Below are 16,270 nucleotides of genomic sequence, written 5' to 3'. Positions count from 1 at the left end.
ACGCCGCGGACGCCGTCCCCGCGATCATCTCCGACACGTCGCCACTTGTCCGGGAAAGCCCTGGTCAGTGGGCTGTTTCGGCTCTAGGATGGCGCGCTCCGGCCATCCTTCGCGGTCACCGCCCCCTCCGGGACCGCCCGACCCCGCGCCGCACGCACTCCCCCTGCGACGCAGTGACGATGGACTCCCACACCTCGCAGCCCTCCCCGGCATCCCAGTCGCCCCGTCCGCCCCACACCTTCCAGGTCGACCTGCGCGGTCTGGTGGACCTGCTCTCCCGTCATCTGTACTCCGGTCCCAAGGTCTACCTGCGCGAGCTGCTCCAGAACGCCGTGGACGCCGTCACCGCCCGGCGGGCCCTGGAACCGGACGCCCCGGCGCGGATCCGGCTGTACGCGGCGGACGGCGCGCTGCGGGTGGAGGACAGCGGCGTCGGGCTCACCGAGTCGGACGTGCACAGCCTGTTGGCGACGATCGGCCGCAGTTCCAAGCGGGCCGAGGGCCTCCAGGAGGCCCGGGCGGAGTTCCTCGGCCAGTTCGGCATCGGTCTGCTGGCCTGCTTCCTGGTGGCCGCCCGGATCCGGGTGGTCAGCCGCAGCGCCCGCACGCCCGGGGCGCCGCCGGTGGAGTGGACGGCGAGCGAGGACGGCTCGTACACCGTGCGCACCCTGCCCGGCGCCGAGCGGCCGGAGCCGGGCACGACCGTGTACCTGACGGCGCGGGCCGGGGCCGCCGAGTGGCTGGCGCCCGAGCGGGTGCGTGCCCTGGCCCGGGACTTCGGCGCGCTGCTCCCCTACGACGTGCGGGTCGGCGACGAGCCGGTCACGGAGCGGCCCGCGCCCTGGGACCGCGGCTACCGGAGTCCCGCCGCGCGCGGGGCGGCGCTGGCCCGGCACTGCCGCGACCTCTTCGGTTTCACCCCGCTGGACTCGATCGAACTGGACCTGCCGGCGGCCGGGGTGCGCGGGGTGGCGTACGTGCTGCCGTCGGCGGTCGGTCCGGCCCAGCGGGCGACGCACCGGGTGCATCTGAAGGGCATGCTGCTCACCGAGCGGGCCGAACAGCTGCTGCCGGACTGGGCGTTCTTCGTGCGCTGCGTGCTGGACACCGACAGCCTGCGGCCCACCGCCTCCCGCGAGTCGCTGTACGAGGACGAGACCCTGGCCGCCGTGCGGGAGGCGCTCGGCGAGCGGATCAGGTCCTGGCTGACCGCGCTGGCCGCCGGTGACCCGGAGCGGCTGGCGGCGTTCCTGGCCGTGCACCACCTGGGGGTGAAGGCCCTGGCCCGGCACGACCGGGACGTGCTGCGCACGATGCTGCCGTGGCTGCCGTTCGAGACGACCGACGGGCAGCTGTCCCTGGCGGAGTTCGCGCGACGGCACCCGGTGGTGCACGTCACACGGACGGTGGAGGAGTTCCGGCAGGTCGCGGCGATCGCGTCGGCGCAGGGCGTCGGGGTCGTCAACGGCGGCTACACGTACGACGGCGAGCTGGTCCGGGCGCTGCCGTCGGTGTTGCCGGGGGCGGTGGTCGCCGAGCTGGACGCGGAGACGGTGACCGCGCACCTGGACACGGTGGAGCCGGGCGAGGAGCTGGCGCTGTCCGGGTTCCTGGCCGCCGCGCGGGCCGCGCTGGACCCGCTGGGCTGTGACGTCGTCCTGCGCTCGTTCCACCCGCTGTCCGTGCCCGCGCTGCACCTGGACGACCGGGACAGCCGGCACGAGCGGGCCCGCGAGGCGGCCGAGGACGGGGCGGACGAGCTGTGGGCGGGCATCCTGGGCTCGCTGCGCGGCGGCGCCCCGCGCGCGCGTCTGGTGCTCAACCACCTCAATCCGCTGGTGCGGCGGATCGGCGCGCTCGGGAACCCGGAGCTGATGGGCACCGCGACGGAGTCGCTGTACGGGCAGGCGCTGCTGATGGCGCGGCGTCCGCTGCGGCCGGCGGACTCGGCGCTGCTCAACCGGGCGTTCATGGGGCTGCTCGCGTGGGCGACCCGGGGTGAGGGGGACGGACGATGAGCGGTGTCACGGATCTGGACGGGCTGCGCCGGGCGCTGGCGGAGAACGCCGGGGAGCCGGAGGGCCCGGCCCGCAACGCGCGCGCGGAGCAGTTGCTCGCCGAGGCCGAGCGGCTGGACGTGCCGCTCGCCGTGATCGAGGCGCTCGGGCACCTGCTGCGGGTCTACCGGTACAGCTCCGAGACGGACCGGATGTTCGTCCCGTTCGCGCGGCTGCTGCGCATGTGGGACGAGCGGCCCGGGGACTTCGACGAGGAGGAGACGGACGCGCTGCACTGGTTCTTCAAGTGGATGTCGGCGGGCATGCTGGACCAGCCGCACGTCCCGCTCGCCGCGGTCGAGAAGTGGCTCGGCGAGATGGAGCACCGCTACCGGCTCGCCGGGCACTCCGAACGGGCGGTGCGCAGCGCCGAGTTCCGCGTGGCCGCGCATGTCGGGGACCTCGCGCGCGCGGAGCGGGCGTACGCCGCGTGGCTGGCCGCCGACCGGGACCGGATGGCCGACTGCCACGCCTGCGAGCTGCGCGCGCAGGGCGACTGGCAGGCGCTGTGCGGCCGGGACGGGCGGGCGCTGGAGCTGTGGCGGCCGGTGCTGGACGGTGAGCTGGCCTGCGCCCACGAGCCGCACGGGGTGCTCGCCGCCTCGCTGGCCCCGCTGCTGCGGCTCGGCCGCGTGGAGGAGGCTCGCGCGCACCACCTGCGCGGCTTCCGGCTGGTGCGGTCCATGGAGAGCATGCGCGGCGCGTACGCCGACCACGTGGAGTTCTGCGCGCTGACCGGCAACGAGGCCCGCGGGCTCGAGCTGCTGGCCGAACGGCCGGCGTACTTCACCGACACCGGGCATCCGCGCAGCCGGCTGGAGTTCCTGGCCGTGGTGGCGTTGCTGATGGACCGGCTGACCGTGCTGGGCCTCGGCGGGCGGCGGGTGCCGGGGCCGGCGGGGCGGACCTGGACCGCGCGGGAACTGGCCGGGCACGCGCGCGCGGAGGCGGTGGAGCTGGCCGGCCGGTTCGACCGGCGCAACGGCACCTCGTCCGTCGGTGACCGCATCCGGGCGCGGATGGACCGGTGTCCGCTGGTGGAGCGGCTGCCGCTGGGCGTCCGGGCGGCACGGACCGCGACGGCGCCGGTGGCCGCCCCCGTCCCGCCCGCCGGCGAGGAGCCGCGGGAGGCCGCGCCGGGCACCGCGGAGGGGGCCCCGGAGGGGGCCGCCGGGCCCGGGTTGCCCGCCCTGCTCGCCGAGGCGCGGCGGTTGTCGGACACCCTGCGGCCGCACGCCCTGGAGGCGTGGGCGGCGGTGGCGCGGGCCGCGCCGGACGGCGCGGCGCTGGACGCGCGGGGCCGCGCGGAGCTGGCCGACCACGAGGCGATGGGCCTGGGCGCCGAGGGCATCGCCCTGTTCGAGCGGGCGGCGCGGCTGTACGCCGAGGCGGGCGACCCCGGCGAGGCGCTGGCGGCCCGCGCGCGCGGGGCGTACGTGCGGGCGCTGGCCGGCGAGGTGGACGCGGCGCTGGCCATGGTCACCGGCCTGTACGACGAGGTGCTCGCGCTCTACGCCGACGAGGGCACCGGTGTGCGGCAGACCGCGTCGGTGGTGACGAGCCGGGCCCGCGTCCTGCTGCGACGGGTGCACGAGGACGCGGCCGCGAACGGCGCGGCGCCCGGCGGGGACGTCGTCGCGGAGGCCGAGGCGGCCGCGCGGGAGGTGCTGGCGCTCGTCGAGGGGCACGGCGGTGACGACGTGCGGCCGGCGGCGCGGGCCGCCGAGGCGCGGGGGATGCTGGCCGAACTGGCGGGCCTGCGCGGGGACGAGGCGCGGGCGGCGGAGCTGTTCCGGCGGGCCGCCGCCGCGTACGTGGCCGCCGGGCTGCCCTGGTTCGCGGTGGAGTACGAGGCGCAGGTCGCCGCGCTGGCCCACCGGGCCGGTGACCCGGCCGCGGCCGAACGGGCGCTGCGGGCGGCCCTGGAGCACGGCGGGCCGTACCTGGAGCCGGTCGGCCGGGCGCAGCTGCACCTCCAGCTCGCCGAGGTGCTCGGCGGCCGGGACGCGGCCGGTGAGGCGGCCCGGCACGCGCTGGAGGCCGCGCACTGGGCCGACGAGGCCGGCGAGGGCGCCACGCTGGGCGTCTGGGCGCGCCAGCAGCTGGGCGGCTTCCTGCTGCGCGAGGCCCGGTACGCGGAGGCCGCCGAGGTGCTGGAGTCGGCGCTGGCCGACCTGAGCGCCGGGACGCACGGCGACGGGGCGGTCGTCCAGACCCGGTGGTGGCTCGGGGACTGCCTGGGCGAGCTGGGCGAGCACCGAGCCGCGGCGGAGCACCGACTGAAGGCCGCCGACATCGCCCGGCACTGGCCGGAGCAGCAGGATCACGCCACCCTCGCCCACCTCGCCGCCGAGTCGCTGGACCAGGCCGGTCTGGTGGACGAGGCGGACCGGGCCTATGTGCGCGCGGGCGACCTGTGGCGGGCGCTCGGCAACGCCGCGTTCCTGGCCCGCTCGCTGCGGGCCCGCGCCTGGCTGGCCGCGCGCGGCGGGTCCGGCGCGCGGGACGCCCGCGCGCTGATGGCGCGGGCGGTGCGGGAGTGCGAGACGGCGCTGGCGGCGGCGGACCCGGTGGCCCGGGCGGAGCTGACGGAGGAACTGGGCGGGACGCACCGGCAGTTCGCGGAGCTGCTGGCGGGCTCGGCGTCCGCGGAGGCCGAGGATCCGGCGATCCGGGCCGCTTTCGAGGAGGCGCTGGAGCAGATGACCCGGGCCGCGGCGGTGTTCGCCGCGCTCGGCCCGGCCGGGCTGCACGACCGTACGGGTGCCGAACTGGGCGCCGGGTGGCTGGAGGCGGACCTCGGGCGGCCGGCCCGGGCGGTGGCACGCGCGCGTGCCGTGCTCACGGCCTACGCGGGCGCCGACGACGGCGACGAGACCGTCCGGGCGCGGCGGGCGGAGGCGACGCAGATGCTGGACGCGGCCCGCGACGAGGAGGACGGGCAGGGGGACGGGGAGCGGGCGGGCGCGCCGGCCGGCTGAGTCACTCCACGCCGATGAGCAGCAACGCGCCCTGTCGGCCGCCCCGGTACACCACCGTGTCCACGGCCAGGTAGGACTCCCGTACCCGGGCCTCCAGGTGGGCGGCGACGGACTCGGCCGCCTCGTCGCCCACGACCAGGGTGACCAGTTCGCCGCCGGCCTGGAGCATGCGGTCCAGGACGGTCCCGGCGGTGGCGGTGACGTCCGCGCCGATCACCGCCACGTCGCCGTCGATCAGGCCCAGCACGTCGCCGGCCTGGCAGATCCCGGCCGTGGTCCACGACCGGTGTTCGGCGACGACGACCTCGGCGTACCGGGTGGCGCCCGCCGCGGAGGTCATCTGGACGACGTCCTCGTCGAAGCGGCGCTCGGGCTCGTGCACCGCCAGCGCGGCGATGCCCTGGACCGCCGAGCGGGTCGGGATCAGGGCCACCCGGACGCCCTCGGCGCGGGCCTGCTCGGCCGCCGCGGCGGCCGTGTGGCGCAGCTCGGCGTCGTTGGGCAGCAGCACCACCTCGCGCGCGTGGGCCCGCCGTACCGCCTGCACCAGCTCACCGCTGGCGGGCGGTTCCCCGGGGCGGGCGAGGACGGTGGTCGCGCCGGCCTCCGCGTACAGCCCGGCCAGCCCCTCCCCCGGCACGACGGCCACGACGGCCCGCTGGGCGGGCTCGCGCGCCGGACGGCCGCCGCCGGTGTGCACGTCACCGGCGCCGAAGTGGGTGATCCGGATGCGGTAGGGCCGGCCGGCCTCCACCCCGGCCTCCACCGCGGCGCCCGCGTCGTCCACGTGCACGTGGACGTTCCACAGCCCGTCGCCGCCGACCACGACGAGGGAGTCCCCGAGGGCGTCCAGGCGTGCGCGCAGCCGGGCCACGGCCGCGTCACCGGCCTCCAGCAGATAGATCACCTCGAACGCGGGCCCGGACCCCGGTCCGCCGGTCTCCGCCGCGTCGGCGCACGTCCCGGCCCCGGCCTGCGCGCGCGCGTGGACGGCGGCCCCGGGCTGTTCCGGCATCTCGCGCACCGGCTCCCCGGTGCACGCCTCCACCAGCGCTCCCAGCACCGCCACCAGGCCCCGCCCGCCCGCGTCGACCACGCCGGCCCGGGCCAGCGCGGCCAGCTGGCCGGGGGTGGCCGCCAGGGCCGCCCGCGCGCCCTCGTAGGCGGCGCGCGCGACGTTCCCGCAGTCGCCCTCGGCGCCCTCCGCGGCGTCGGCGGCGGCCGAGGCGACCGTCAGCACCGTGCCCTCCACGGGGTGCGCCACGGCCTGCCGGGCGGAGTCGGCGGCGCGGCGCAGGGCGAGCCGCAGCTCCGTGCCGTCGCCGCGGGGGGTGTCACCGTCACCGGCGAGGACCTGGGCCATGCCCCGCAGCAGCTGGGCGAGGATCGTCCCGGAGTTGCCGCGGGCCCCGATGAGGGCCCCGTGGGCCATCGCGCGGACGGCGTCGGGCAGTGAGGGCCGGCCGGTGCCGGTCGCGTACCCGGCGAACACGGCCTCCACGGCCGTCGCCGCCGACTCCAGCGTCAGGTACAGGTTGGTGCCGGTGTCGCCGTCGGCCACCGGGTAGACGTTGATCGCGTCGATCTCCTCGCGGGCCCGTCCGAGCGCGCGCAGCGCCAGACCGCACCAGGTGCGCACCGCGGGAGCATCGAGGAACGTCTGCGGCACCTGCGCCACCTGCGCCTCCCTGAGCTGGCTGGACGTGGACGCAGCGTAGACCCCGGGGCGGCGGCCCCCGGCGGGAGGCCGGGAGCGGGGGGCCGAGCTGTCATGGTAGTTTCGCTGTACGGACGCAGTCGTTGTATGCTGCTCCGGTTGCCCGATCCGATCGGGCCATTCCCCCTGGCACCGCCACTCAGATCACAGGTCGTACGATCTCGATCCCGGCATGCCGGGATCAACCGTAAGTGCATCTGAAGTCTTTGGAGTGACCCGTGGCTGCCAACTGCGACGTCTGCGGCAAGGGCCCGGGCTTCGGCAACAACATCTCGCATTCTCACCGCCGTACGCCCCGTCGCTGGAACCCGAACATCCAGCGTGTGCGTACCGTGGTCGGCGGGACGCCGAAGCGCGTGAACGCTTGCACCTCGTGCATCAAGGCCGGCAAGGTCTCGCGCTGACGCTACAGCTGAGCGCGCGGCCACTGCCTGGTTCGTGCACTGAGCCGGTCCACCCTCGGGTGGGCCGGCTTTTTGCCGTGTCCGCCGTGTCGGCGGTCGGTGGCGGCCGGGAAGGGCGACACTCGGCCGTTCTCAGGGCGTGTCCCGCTCCAGGGCCCATCCGTGGTCCACGGGTCCGATCCCGGCGCCGAGGGAGAACCCGGCGGCGATCGCCCCGGTGACGTACTCCTTGGCCGCCGTGACCGCCTCCGGCACGGACCTCCCCCTCGCCAGGCCGCACGCGATCGCCGAGGCGAGGGTGCAGCCGGTGCCGTGGGTGTGCCGGTTGTCGTGGCGCGGTGCCCGCAGCAGGTGTTCGGCGCGGCCGTCGGTCAGCAGGTCCACCGCCTCGTCCGGGTCGGTCAGGTGCCCGCCCTTGACCAGCACCCACCGCGGCCCGAACTCCAGGACGGCCGCCGCGGCCCGCCGCAGGTCCGCCTCCGAGCCGACCCGCACCCCGGTGAGCTGCGCCACCTCGTCCAGGTTGGGGGTGGCCACGGTCGCCGCCGGCAGCAGCCGCGTCCGTACGGCGTCCAGGGCGGAGGCGGCCAGCAGCGGGTCGCCGTGCTTGGAGACACCGACCGGGTCGACCACGGCCGGCGCGTCCGTGCCGGCGATCAGCGCGGCCACCTCCTCGACCAGCGCGGCCGAGGAGAGCATGCCGGTCTTGACGGCCTGGACGCCGATGTCGTCCACGACGGCGCGGTACTGGGCCCGCACCGCCTCCACGGGCAGCTCCCAGACGCCCTGGACGCCCAGGGAGTTCTGCGCGGTCACCGCGGTGAGCACGCTCATCCCGTGCGTGCCGAGCGCCAGCATCGTCTTCAGGTCGGCCTGGACGCCCGCGCCCCCGCCGGAGTCCGACCCCGCCACCGTCAGCACCCGGGGGATCACGGCTCGATGTCCCCGAAGTGGTCCCAGCCGCCCTTGCTGGTCCAGGGCGCGCCGTCGACGGTCACCTGGGGCAGCGCGGACGGGTTGAGGACCTCGCCGATGACCTTCCAGCGGGCCGGGAGCTTGGTGTCCGCCGGGAAGGTCGCCACGATCGCGTGGTCCTCCCCTCCGCTCAGCACCCACTGGAGCGGGTCGACACCGACGGCCTGCCCGATGTCGTTCATCTGGGTCGGGATGTCGATGGCTCCGGACCGGATGTCGATGCGGACCTTGCTGGCCTCGGCGATGTGCCCGAGGTCGGCGATCAGGCCGTCGCTGACGTCGCACATCGCGGTGGCGCCGAGCGCGGCGGCGGCCGGGCCCGCGTGGTACGGCGGCTCGGGGCGGCGGTGGGCCTCCACGAAGGCGCGCGGGGAGCGGAAGCCGCGGGCGAGCACGGCGTAGCCGGCCGCGGACCAGCCCAGCCAGCCCGTGACGGCCACGAGGTCGCCGGGCTGGGCGCCGCCGCGTGTGACCGGCTCGTGGTTGCGCAGGTCGCCGAGGGCGGTGATCGCCACGGTGATCGTGTCGCCGCGCACCACGTCCCCGCCGACCACGGCGGCGCCGGCGACCTGGCACTCGTCGCGCAGGCCGTCCATCAGCTCGCTGGGCCAGGTGACCGGCAGTTCGGCCGGGACGACCAGGCCGAGGAGGAGCGCGGTCGGCACGGCGCCCATCGCGGCGATGTCCGCGAGGTTCTGCGCGGCGGCCTTGCGGCCGACGTCGTAGGCCGTGGACCAGTCGCGGCGGAAGTGCCGTCCCTCCAGCAGGATGTCGGTGCTCGCCACGACCCGGCGGTCCGGTGCGGCGACCACCGCGGCGTCGTCGCCGGGGCCGACCCGGACCGCCGGAGTGGTGGTGAGACGGGAGGTGAGCTCCCTGATGAGCCCGAACTCCCCGAGCTCACCAACAGTGCCCTTCATGTCCCTTGCTCCCCTTCTCTCCCTTGCCGTGCCCGGTCGCGCGTCATCAGTGTCCCCGATACGGTCGAGGTGACCGCCGTCGCGGTCGGCACGGCCGCCCGGGACGGCCGTGGTGACCGTCGAGGCCGGTCCGGGTGACCGTCAACGTCCGTCGCGCCCGCACCCCGGCGCGCAAGCCCGGTGCCCGCGGGTCTCCCCGCGGGGAGCTGCGACGCGATACCGTGGCGTTCCTTTTCCCCACATGATCCTCGTGGCCGCCCTGGAGGTTCCGTGGTACAGGCGTACATCCTGATCCAGACGGAGGTCGGCAAGGCGTCGACCGTCGCCGAGACGATCAGCAAGATCCCCGGAGTGATCCAGGCCGAGGACGTGACGGGACCGTACGACGTGATCGTGCGTGCCCGGTCCGAGACGGTCGACGACCTCGGCCGCATGGTGGTCGCCAAGATCCAGCAGGTGGACGGCATCACGCGCACCCTGACCTGTCCGGTCGTGCATCTGTAGCCCCCGTCTACCCTTGGCCGGTGGACATCTACCGGCACCGGCCCCTCGCCCTGCTCGCGCCCACCCTGCTGCTCGCGGCCGCGGCCTGTTCACCGGCCGGCCACGGCACCACGGTCGCGGTTCCCACCCCCGACGCGAAGACCGCCCCCGTGTGCCGGAACCTGGACCGGGTGCTGCCGCGGAAGGTCGACGGGCTGACCCGGCACGACCCCGAGCCCCGGTCCGTCTACACGGCGGGCTGGGGCCCGGCGATCATACTGCGCTGCGGCATCGTCCGGCCGCCGAAGATGGTCGATCCGAAGGTGGCACTGGGCCAGGACCCCGACGCGATGGGCGGCGGGGTCAACGGCGTCGACTGGCTGATGGAGAAGGAGAGCGACGGCTCCTGGCGGTTCACCACGTCCGAGCGCCGGGCGTACGTGCAGGTGACGCTACCGAAGAAGCTGTCCGGGCCCGACGACAGCGCGCAGGTCCTGATGGATCTGGCGCCGGCCGTGAAGAAGGCGGTCCCGGAGGGGCTCGCCTCCATGCGGCACTGAGCGTCCCCGGTCAGCGCAGGCCGGTCGGGCGGCGCAGCGCGGCCTCCACGAGCCGGTCGATCAGCTCGGCGTAGCCGACGCCGGTGGCCTCCCACATCTTCGGGTACATCGAGATGGGCGTGAATCCGGGCATGGTGTTGATCTCGTTGATCACGAACTCGCCGTCCTCGGTGAGGAAGAAGTCCGCGCGCACCAGGCCCTCGCAGGAGGCCGCCTCGAAGGCCTCGACGGCGAGCCGGCGCACCTCGGCGGTCTGCTCCTCGGTGAGCGGGGCCGGGACGACGCCGGGCGTGGAGTCGATGTACTTGGCCTCGAAGTCGTAGTAGGCGTGCGCGTCCGGCGGCGGGATCTCGGCCGGGACGGAGGCGCGCGGGCCGTCCTCGAACTCCAGGACGCCGCACTCGATCTCGCGCCCGCGCAACGCGGCCTCGATCAGGATCTTCGGGTCGTGCGCCTGCGCCTCGGCGATGGCCTCGTCCAGGCCGGAGAGGTCGTCGACCTTGGTGATGCCGATGGACGAGCCCGCGCGCGCGGGCTTCACGAACAGCGGCCAGCCGTGCTCACCGGCGAAGTCGACGATCCTGCGGCGGGCGGCGGACTCGTCGCGCGCCCACTCGCGGGGCCGGATCACCAGGTACGGGCCCACCGCGAGCCCGAAGGAGGTGAACACCCGCTTCATGTACTCCTTGTCCTGGCCGACGGCCGAGGCGAGCACGCCCGCTCCGACGTAGGGCACGCCGGACAGCTCCAGCAGTCCCTGGAGGGTGCCGTCCTCGCCGTAGGGGCCGTGGAGCACCGGGAAGACGACGTCGACCTCGCCGAGCGCCTTGGGCACGGAGCCCGGCTCGCTGTAGACGACCTCGCGGTTGGCCGGGTCGACGGGGAGCACCACGCCGCCCTCGTGCGACTCCGCCAGCTCGTCCACGGTGGGGGTGCGGCGGTCGGTGATGGCCATCCGCTCCGGCTCGTCGGCCGTCAGGGCCCAACGGCCGTCCGCGGTGATGCCGATCGGCAGGACGTCGTACTTCGTCCGGTCGATGGCCCTGAGGACGGCGCCGGCGGTCACGACGGAGATTCCGTGTTCGGAACTGCGCCCGCCGAACACGACCGCCACGCGCGGCTTGCGCGACGGCTGCTCAGGGCTCTGGGGAAGGTTCTCGGTGCTCATATCGGGTTGAGAGTACCCGGAGGCGGGGGCCACGTCAGCGCACGCCTCCGGACCGTCGCTCAGCGTCGCACGGACGGTCGCGCAGCGTCGCGCGGCCGGCTCCACGGGGGCCGTGCGGCGGGCGGGTTCAGCGCCGTTCGGGCTTGGCGCTGCGGGCCATCAGCTCCTTGAGGGCGACGACCGGCGGCTTGCCCTCGTGCACGATGCTGACGACCGTCTCGGTGATGGGCATGTCGACGTCGTGCCGGTGGGCCAGATCGAGCACGGACTCGCAGGACTTGACGCCCTCGGCGGTCTGCCGGGTGACCGCGATGGTCTCCTGGAGCGTCATGCCCTTGCCGAGGTTGGTGCCGAAGGTGTGGTTGCGGGAGAGCGGCGAGGAGCAGGTGGCCACCAGGTCGCCCAGGCCCGCGAGTCCGGAGAAGGTCAGCGGGTCGGCGCCCATGGCGAGGCCGAGCCGGGTGGTCTCGGCGAGGCCGCGCGTGATGAGCGAGCCCTTGGCGTTGTCGCCGAGTCCCATGCCGTCGGCGATGCCGACCGCGAGCCCGATGACGTTCTTGACGGCGCCGGCGAGTTCGCAGCCGACCACGTCGGTGTTGGTGTACGGCCGGAAGTACGGGGTGTGGCAGGCGGCCTGGAGGCGTCGGGCGACCTGCTCGTCGGTGCAGGCCACGACGGCCAGGGCGGGCATCCGGGCGGCGATCTCGCGGGCCAGGTTGGGGCCGGTGACGACCGCGATCCGGTCGGCGCCGACCTTGGTGACGTCCTCGACGACCTCGCTCATCCGCATGGTGGAGCCGAGTTCGACGCCCTTCATCAGGGAGACGAGGACGGTGTCCGGCGCGAGCAGCGGGGTCCACTCGGCGAGGTTGGCGCGCAGGGTCTGGGAGGGGACGGCGAGGACGGTGAAGTCCGCGTCCCCGAGGGCCCGGGCCGCGTCGGCGGTGGCGCGCAGGTTCTTCGGGAGTTCGACGCCCGGCAGGTAGTCGGGGTTGGTCCGCGTGGAGTTGACCGCGTCGGCCAGCTCGGGGCGGCGGGCCCACAGGGTCACGTCGCAGCCGGCGTCGGCGAGGACCATGCCGAAGGCGGTCCCCCACGATCCGGTGCCCATGACGGCCGCCCGCACTGGCTCGCTCATGTGCTCCGCCCTTCCGCTCGCTCGCCCTGCGTCTGTGCCTGCGCCCGCTCCTGCGTCCGCTCCTGGGCGCGTTCCTGTGCCCGGGCCCGGGCCTGCGCCTGGGTGCGGCGGCGCTGCTCGATCCGCTCACGGCGCGGGTCGTACGGCGTCTCGGGCGCCTTCTCGCCGCGGATCAGCTCCAGCTGGCGGGTGATGGCCGTCATGATGACCTCGGTGGCCTCCTTCAGCACGTCCGGGGTCATCTCCCGGTCGTAGAAGCGGGACAGGTCGACCGCCGGGCCCGCCAGCACGTGGTGGGTCTTGCGCGGGAAGAGGTTCGGCTTCCTGGCGTACGGCGGGAGCAGTTCGTTGGCGCCCCACTGGGCGACCGGGATGACCGGACACCTGGTCTGGAGGGCGACGCGGGCGGCTCCGGTCTTGCCGGTCATGGGCCAGCCGTCCGGGTCGCGGGTGAGGGTGCCCTCGGGGTAGAAGGCGACGCACTCGCCGCGTTCGACGGCGTCGATCGCGGCCCGGAAGGCGCTGAGCGCGTCGGTGCTCTCGCGGTAGACGGGGATCTGCCCGGTGCCGCGCATGGCGGCGCCGACGAACCCCTTCCGGAAAAGGCCGCTCTTCGCCAGGAATCGCGGAACCCGCCCGGTGTTGTACTGATAGTGCGCGTACGCGAAGGGGTCCACGTGTGAATTGTGGTTCACCACGGTGATAAAGCCGCCCTCGGCCGGAATGTGCTCCATTCCACGCCAGTCCCGCTTGATCAGAACCACCAGCGGCGGTTTGCAAAGCACCGCGGCGAAGCGGTACCAGAAGCCGATTCTGCGGCGGGGCACAAGGACACCTTCCTCTAGAGCTGCCATCCCGGCGGGGGCCGCACAAGTGTGGCCCCGGGCCGCCGGTCTGTCGAGAACACCGTACGCCCCGACACGCGGGCGGCCCGAGGGCCCCGGGTGACAATGAGCGCGACAAGTAAGGGACGGTACGCCGGTGCAGTGGACCTTGGTCATCCCCCTGAAGCCCCTCGCGCGGGCCAAGAGCAGGCTCGCGGACATCGCCGACGACGGCGTCCGTCCGGGCCTGGCCCTGGCGTTCGCGCAGGACACGGTGGCCGCGGCGCTGGCCTGCCCGGCGGTCGCGGATGTGGCGGTCGTCACGGACGACCCGCGGGCCGGCCGGGAGCTCGCGGCGCTGGGCGCGCGGATCGTGCCGGACGCGCCGGGCGAGGGCCTGAACGCCGCTCTGGCGCACGGCGCGGCCGTCGTACGGGAATGGTTCCCCCGCTCCGCCGTGGCGGCCCTGAATGCCGATCTGCCCGCCTTGCGGACGGTGGAACTGTCCCGAGTACTGGAGTCGGCCGCGCAATTCCCGCGCGCTTTTCTCTCGGACGCGGCGGGACTGGGCACGACACTGCTGTCGGCCGCGCCGGGCCGGGAATTGCGGCCGGCGTTCGGGGTCGATTCCCGTTCCCGGCACCGGGCCTCGGGCGCGGCGGAACTCCTGCTGGCCGGAGTCGATTCGGTGCGGCAGGACGTGGACACCGGCGCGGATCTGCGCGCGGCGCTGGCGCTGGGCGTGGGCCGTTACACGGCGGCGGTCTCGGCGGGCCTGCTGATCCCGGAGTGCTGACGCCTTTCCCCGGCCCGCGGGCGGCGGCCCGGCGGCGGGCGGTGGCAGGCATTACGCTGGCCGTCATGCAGGCGACCGCGTACACGTACGACCCCGGCACCCGCAGCGGACAGGTGCTGCTCGACGACGGCACGCCGGTGCCCTTCGACGCGGCGGCGTTCGACCGGGGCGGCCTGCGGCTGCTGCGGCCCGGCCAGCGGGTGCGGGTCGAGACCGAGGGCGAGGGCGACGCCGCCCGGATCACCCTCGTCACCCTTCACACGCTGTAACCGACCCGGCACACGCCGCGGGCCGGACTCCCCGGAGGAGTCCGGCCCGGCGCGTGTTGCCCTGGCGGCCTCGCGATGCCGCCCTACGGCGTCGCCTTGCGGGCGGTGGCCTTCTTCGCGGTGGTCTTGCGGGCCGTCGACTTCTTGGCCGGGGCCTTCTTGGCGGTGACCTTCTTCGCCGGAGCGCTCTTCGCCGTGGCCTTCTTGGCGGTGGTCTTCGAGGCGGTGGTCTTGGCGGTCGCCGTCGTCTTCTTGGCGGGTGCCTGCTTCGCCGGGGCCTTCTTGGCGGCGGCCGTGGTCTTCTTCGCCCCCGTCGTCTTCTTGGCGCCCGTGGTCTTCTTCGCCGCACCGGCGGTCTTCTTGGCGGCGGCCTTCTTGCCGACGGCCTTGGCGATGGTGGGCGGCGGGCCGGAGAGGCTGCCCTTGGGCGCCTTCTTGACCGCCACCTCGCCGCCGCGGGGAAGCTTCTTCGAGCCGCTCACCAGGTCCTTGAAGCCCTGACCGGCGCGGAAGCGCGGCACGGAGGTCTTCTTGACCCGAACCCGCTCGCCGGTCTGCGGGTTGCGGGCGTAGCGGGCGGGGCGGTCCACCTTCTCGAAGGAGCCGAAGCCGGTGACCGAGACCCGCTCGCCCGCGACGACCGCGCGGACGATGGCGTCCAGGACATGATCGACGGCGTCGGCGGCCTGCTGTCGGCCGCCCAACTTGTCGGCAATCGCTTCTACGAGCTGCGCCTTGTTCACGTCTTCCCCTTCGGAGACCTCGCCAGAACGAAAGTGTTCAAGCTTTTTCGCACGTTAGGCAGATATATACCGCAAATCAAACACGAAACGGGCTTATCACCCTTGTGCCGCAACGGACTCGGCCGTCTCGGACGGTTCAGCGGTCCTCTCCGGGGATGCGACCCGCGTCGAGGTCCGCCGTGAACCGATCGAGCCGCCTTGCCGCGTCGGCGAGATCGTGCTTGGCCGCGGCCGTAATGACCAGCAGCTTCCGGGTCAGCGCCATCCGTACGCCCTCCGGGACTTGCAGTGCGCGCACCTTCGAGTGCGCTTCTTTGAGTTGGTCCGCGACCGCCGCATAGAGCTGGAGTTGGCCGTCGTGTTCCATGCACAGATTGTGCCATCTGGGGCGAGTTGTCGCCTGCGCAGGGGGCAACTCCCGCCTCAAATGGCCTTCCAGGCACTTGCGGAAGGCATGAACACGGCACTCACCTACCCGATCAACAGCCGCCGTAACATGGGAAGTTGGGCGGACCAGGGGGAACGCGCGGGGCCGTTCGGGTGCGGACATGGCTGTACCCCCGATCGTGGCGATCGGGGGTACAGGCGGGGTGCTGGAGTGGCCGAAACCCGACCCGCCCGGCGGTCCGGGCGGCGCCGGATCAGACCGGGAGGGTCCGCGGCTTGTGGGCGGGGCGGCCGGTCTCGTAGGCGGCGATGTCAGGCTCGTCCCGGAGCGTGATCGAGATGTCGTCCAGGCCGTTCAGCAGCCGCCAGCGGGAGTTCTCGTCCAGCTCGAAGGGGGCGGTGACGCCGGGGGCGCGCACCTCGCGCGCCTCCAGGTCCACGGTGATCTCCACCGTGGGGTCGGCCTCGGTCAGCTCCGAGAGGGTGTCCACGGTCTTCTGGTCCAGGACCACCGTGAGCAGGCCGTTCTTCAGCGAGTTGCCCCGGAAGATGTCGGCGAAGCGGGAGGAGATCACGGCCTTGAAGCCGTAGTTCTGGAGCGCCCAGACGGCGTGCTCGCGGGAGGAGCCGGTGCCGAAGTCGGGGCCGGCGACCAGGACCGTGGCGCCCCGCCGCTCGGGACGGTTGAGGATGAAGTCCGGGTCCTTGCGCCAGGCCTCGAACAGCCCGTCCTCGAAGCCGTCCCGAGTGACCTTCTTGAGCCAGTGGGCGGGGATGATCTGGTCGGTGTCGACGTTGCTGCGGCGCAGCGGCACGGCCCGGCCGGTGTGGGTGGTGAAGGCTTCCAT

16 protein-coding genes are annotated in these 16,270 nt (G+C 74.4%); 7 read left to right on the top strand and 9 right to left on the bottom strand.

The window, feature by feature from the left end:
- Positions 1–179: 179 nt before the first annotated feature.
- Positions 180–2,018 (top strand): HSP90 family protein, encoded by a 1,839-nt coding sequence (locus ACIQVT_RS26675; protein ID WP_403759075.1) that lies wholly within the window; start codon positions 180–182, stop codon positions 2,016–2,018.
- Positions 2,015–5,038, top strand: coding sequence for a tetratricopeptide repeat protein (locus ACIQVT_RS26670; protein WP_403759072.1), 3,024 nt, complete (start codon positions 2,015–2,017; stop codon positions 5,036–5,038). The genes ACIQVT_RS26675 and ACIQVT_RS26670 overlap by 4 nt, the downstream gene beginning before the upstream one ends.
- A 1-nt stretch (position 5,039) precedes the next feature.
- Here the strand turns inward: ACIQVT_RS26670 and ACIQVT_RS26665 are convergent, their stop codons facing one another.
- Positions 5,040–6,716 carry a DAK2 domain-containing protein gene (locus ACIQVT_RS26665; RefSeq protein WP_403759069.1) on the bottom strand — a complete coding sequence of 559 codons (1,677 nt, stop codon included), beginning with the start codon at positions 6,714–6,716 and terminating at the stop codon, positions 5,040–5,042.
- Positions 6,717–6,973: 257 nt separating this feature from the next.
- Between ACIQVT_RS26665 and rpmB the strand changes: the two genes are divergently transcribed.
- Entirely contained in the window at positions 6,974–7,159 is a 186-nt protein-coding gene (gene rpmB / locus ACIQVT_RS26660) for a 50S ribosomal protein L28 (protein WP_004924906.1), read from the top strand.
- 132 nt (positions 7,160–7,291) lie between these two features.
- Here rpmB and thiD read toward each other — a convergent pair whose 3' ends face one another.
- Both thiD and ACIQVT_RS26650 read right to left on the bottom strand, forming a co-directional pair.
- On the bottom strand, positions 7,292–8,092 hold the full coding sequence (gene thiD, locus ACIQVT_RS26655) for a bifunctional hydroxymethylpyrimidine kinase/phosphomethylpyrimidine kinase (RefSeq protein WP_403759066.1): 801 nt from the start codon (positions 8,090–8,092) through the stop codon (positions 7,292–7,294).
- Positions 8,089–9,054, bottom strand: coding sequence for a thiamine-phosphate kinase (locus tag ACIQVT_RS26650; RefSeq protein ID WP_403759062.1), 966 nt, complete (start codon positions 9,052–9,054; stop codon positions 8,089–8,091). The genes thiD and ACIQVT_RS26650 overlap by 4 nt, the downstream gene beginning before the upstream one ends.
- Before the next feature lie 270 nt (positions 9,055–9,324).
- Between ACIQVT_RS26650 and ACIQVT_RS26645 the strand changes: the two genes are divergently transcribed.
- Positions 9,325–9,558: an Lrp/AsnC family transcriptional regulator gene (locus tag ACIQVT_RS26645; RefSeq protein ID WP_121786712.1), complete on the top strand. Its 234-nt coding sequence runs from the start codon at positions 9,325–9,327 to the stop codon at positions 9,556–9,558.
- Positions 9,559–9,578: 20 nt separating this feature from the next.
- A complete protein-coding gene (locus ACIQVT_RS26640; RefSeq protein WP_403759058.1) occupies positions 9,579–10,097 on the top strand; it encodes a DUF3515 domain-containing protein in 519 nt (172 codons plus the stop codon).
- Between the two features lie 10 nt (positions 10,098–10,107).
- Here ACIQVT_RS26640 and ACIQVT_RS26635 read toward each other — a convergent pair whose 3' ends face one another.
- From ACIQVT_RS26635 to ACIQVT_RS26625, 3 genes are all read right to left on the bottom strand, one after another.
- Entirely contained in the window at positions 10,108–11,265 is a 1,158-nt protein-coding gene (locus ACIQVT_RS26635; protein ID WP_403759055.1) for a D-alanine--D-alanine ligase family protein, read from the bottom strand.
- 127 nt (positions 11,266–11,392) lie between these two features.
- Positions 11,393–12,403 carry an NAD(P)H-dependent glycerol-3-phosphate dehydrogenase gene (locus ACIQVT_RS26630; protein ID WP_403759052.1) on the bottom strand — a complete coding sequence of 337 codons (1,011 nt, stop codon included), beginning with the start codon at positions 12,401–12,403 and terminating at the stop codon, positions 11,393–11,395.
- A complete protein-coding gene (locus tag ACIQVT_RS26625; RefSeq protein ID WP_403759049.1) occupies positions 12,400–13,230 on the bottom strand; it encodes a lysophospholipid acyltransferase family protein in 831 nt (276 codons plus the stop codon). Before ACIQVT_RS26625 ends, ACIQVT_RS26630 begins: the two co-directional genes overlap by 4 nt.
- Positions 13,231–13,384: 154 nt before the next feature.
- Between ACIQVT_RS26625 and cofC the strand changes: the two genes are divergently transcribed.
- Both cofC and ACIQVT_RS26615 read left to right on the top strand, forming a co-directional pair.
- Positions 13,385–14,023 (top strand): 2-phospho-L-lactate guanylyltransferase, encoded by a 639-nt coding sequence (gene cofC / locus ACIQVT_RS26620; RefSeq protein ID WP_403759046.1) that lies wholly within the window; start codon positions 13,385–13,387, stop codon positions 14,021–14,023.
- A gap of 65 nt (positions 14,024–14,088) precedes the next feature.
- Positions 14,089–14,292: a hypothetical protein gene (locus ACIQVT_RS26615; RefSeq protein ID WP_205614107.1), complete on the top strand. Its 204-nt coding sequence runs from the start codon at positions 14,089–14,091 to the stop codon at positions 14,290–14,292.
- An 83-nt stretch (positions 14,293–14,375) separates the two neighbouring features.
- Here ACIQVT_RS26615 and ACIQVT_RS26610 read toward each other — a convergent pair whose 3' ends face one another.
- The 3 genes from ACIQVT_RS26610 to leuD all read right to left on the bottom strand — a co-directional run bounded on the left by ACIQVT_RS26610 (position 14,376) and on the right by leuD (position 16,270).
- On the bottom strand, positions 14,376–15,035 hold the full coding sequence (locus tag ACIQVT_RS26610) for an HU family DNA-binding protein (RefSeq protein WP_403759043.1): 660 nt from the start codon (positions 15,033–15,035) through the stop codon (positions 14,376–14,378).
- 136 nt (positions 15,036–15,171) lie between these two features.
- Positions 15,172–15,402: a hypothetical protein gene (locus ACIQVT_RS26605; protein WP_403759041.1), complete on the bottom strand. Its 231-nt coding sequence runs from the start codon at positions 15,400–15,402 to the stop codon at positions 15,172–15,174.
- A 274-nt stretch (positions 15,403–15,676) separates the two neighbouring features.
- Complete coding sequence (gene leuD / locus ACIQVT_RS26600; protein WP_403759038.1) at positions 15,677–16,270, bottom strand: 3-isopropylmalate dehydratase small subunit; 594 nt, start codon at positions 16,268–16,270, stop codon at positions 15,677–15,679.

It is taken from the genome of Streptomyces sp. NPDC100445, assembly GCF_044759735.1.
GTDB lineage: Bacteria > Actinomycetota > Actinomycetes > Streptomycetales > Streptomycetaceae > Streptomyces.
Note: the sequence above shows the minus strand (reverse complement) of the source record. Positions and strands in the feature narration are given on the sequence as shown.